The sequence below is a fragment of the Pseudoalteromonas sp. G5_S1_54_S4 genome, from assembly GCF_054968565.1.
Genome location: NZ_JBQKUL010000114.1, coordinates 1 through 1,941 on the forward strand (window position 1 = coordinate 1; position 1,941 = coordinate 1,941).

General features: G+C 35.2%; 2 protein-coding genes. Both read left to right on the forward strand.

All coding sequences use genetic code 11. The features are described from left to right. Positions 1–41 precede the first annotated feature (41 nt). Positions 42–452, forward strand: a complete 411-nt coding sequence (locus ACTRWE_RS19135; protein ID WP_016899346.1) for a TraR/DksA family transcriptional regulator — start codon at positions 42–44, stop codon at positions 450–452. A gap of 408 nt (positions 453–860) precedes the next feature. Then, positions 861–1,784 carry a DUF6602 domain-containing protein gene (locus tag ACTRWE_RS19140; RefSeq protein ID WP_462880527.1) on the forward strand — a complete coding sequence of 308 codons (924 nt, stop codon included), beginning with the start codon at positions 861–863 and terminating at the stop codon, positions 1,782–1,784. The last annotated feature ends 157 nt before the right edge of the window (positions 1,785–1,941 follow it).

Genomic DNA, 1,941 nt, shown 5'->3' on the forward strand with positions numbered 1-1,941 from the left:
AGTTTAAATACCTTTTTGATGTTTAGTATAGGATATAAGGAATGCATGAATTTTTAAAAACAGACCAATTAGGGCATATAATAAACCAAGTTAATGATGAAATTTCTATGCTTAAGAATGCTCTGAATGAACCAATAAATAAGAATGTTGAAAGCAATGTACTTGCAGATATTTTAGATCGAGCGGCACTAGAAGAAGAGCGTAAGCAACAATACATTTCACGTTATAGAAAAGGTCTGCAGCTGAAGGCATTGCAACGAGTTAAATTTAGGCTTCAAAAAGAACCTGGCGAATACGGGTATTGTGAAACATGCGGTATTGAAATTCAGTTTAAAAGATTAGTAACAGTGCCAACGGCAGAAAACTGCTGTGATTGCCAATCTATAATTGAAGTTCAAAATAGATATAAGTGTCGGAGGACAATAATTATGAAACTCGACAATAAATACTAAAACCATGACAATAAAGTTCGAAACTTTTCGATGCTATTTGTCGCAGTCTGCCTTTTGTTCTAACAAGCTTTTGCCCCAAAACGTGTTAAAGCAATTATTCTATAGGTCGGCTTTGAGCGATCAGCGGTCATTGGGGTTGTCTAAATATAATTGCTTAACGGTTAAACATTAGGTTTAATGGAAACATAATAAACGCTGAGTAACGCAGGGACAGCTTAGCTACGATAGACACGCCAATGAAATTGGTTTGATATCACTTAGGCCATAAAAAACAAATTCCCATAGCAAAACAACACCAACTCTGATTTACCGAGCAGGTAGCGCCTCAGCCCAACAAGCGATTATGCAACACAAACTGCGTGTCGCATAAATACTAAAATGTTATGTATTATTATTTGAGGTAGGTCAGTGAGTTCAGTTATCAAAGACATTATGCACTCATTAAATGAGGGTGTTCTAACCGAATTAAAGTTGTCGAAATCGATAGCGCATTCAGGAGAAAGTGGAAGAGCAATAGAAAAAATTATAATTAACTTCCTCAAAAGGATTCTTCCAAGTAAATATAAAGTTGATACTGGATTTGTAATAGATGTAGTTGGTGGAATTAGTAAACAAATTGATGTGGTTATATATAGGGATAGCTATCATTCAGTTTTAGAAATAGGTGAAGTAAAATATTTCATGGTCGAATCAGTAGTAGCTGTTATTGAAGTGAAAGCATCGATTAAAGATAAGGATACATTACATCAAGCGCTACAGAATATTAAGTCAGTAAAGACATTAGATCGATCCAATAAAGGAAAGAATGATGTTGTATATCCAAACCCTAAGCCAATGCAGAACTTGGTGAAAATATTAGGTGATAGTTTGTATGGCATTTTAAAGGCTATTAAAGGCGAAAAGAGTGGCTTTAATAGCCTTGATATTAATATGATTGAACACAAAAACCCTTTAGATAGAAATGAGTTTAGAAATCAGGTTTTTGGGGCAATTGTCACTGAAAAATCAATGAGTTCAACTGTTCTTAGGGAGGAGTTTAAAAAATTCATTAAGGACGAAAGTAATCTTAATTATTGGCCAAATATGTATGTTGACGTGCGTGGGGGATCCTTGAGATATGCTACCAAAGATCATAAGGTGACGGTAATCGCAAAAGATGCATATGCTTTCCTTATCTCAGACCCAGGTGCAGAAAACTATACACCTCCATTATTAGAGTTAGCATATGAGTTAATATCTTACTTAAGGGTCGCTCCTCTCATAGATTTTCAGCCAGATGAATATTTTTATGGTAGTTGTGGTAAACACAAAGAGTATGTCAGAATTAAATAACAATAATGATAATTAATAACAAAGCGTTTAAGACAGATTCCCAACGCATGGCATTTTTTCATTCCATCGTTGGTTTCGTGTTTACGGTGGTATGGTTAGGTTCTGTGATCGCGATGCTAACTACTTAACGCGCCGTTACTAATGTCCGCAATTGGTA

What these genes read in the sequence shown, in the direction of transcription:
- ACTRWE_RS19135 (WP_016899346.1), top strand. Translation starts at nt 42, where the DNA reads ATGCATGAATTTTTAAAAACAGACCAATTAGGGCATATAATAAACCAA.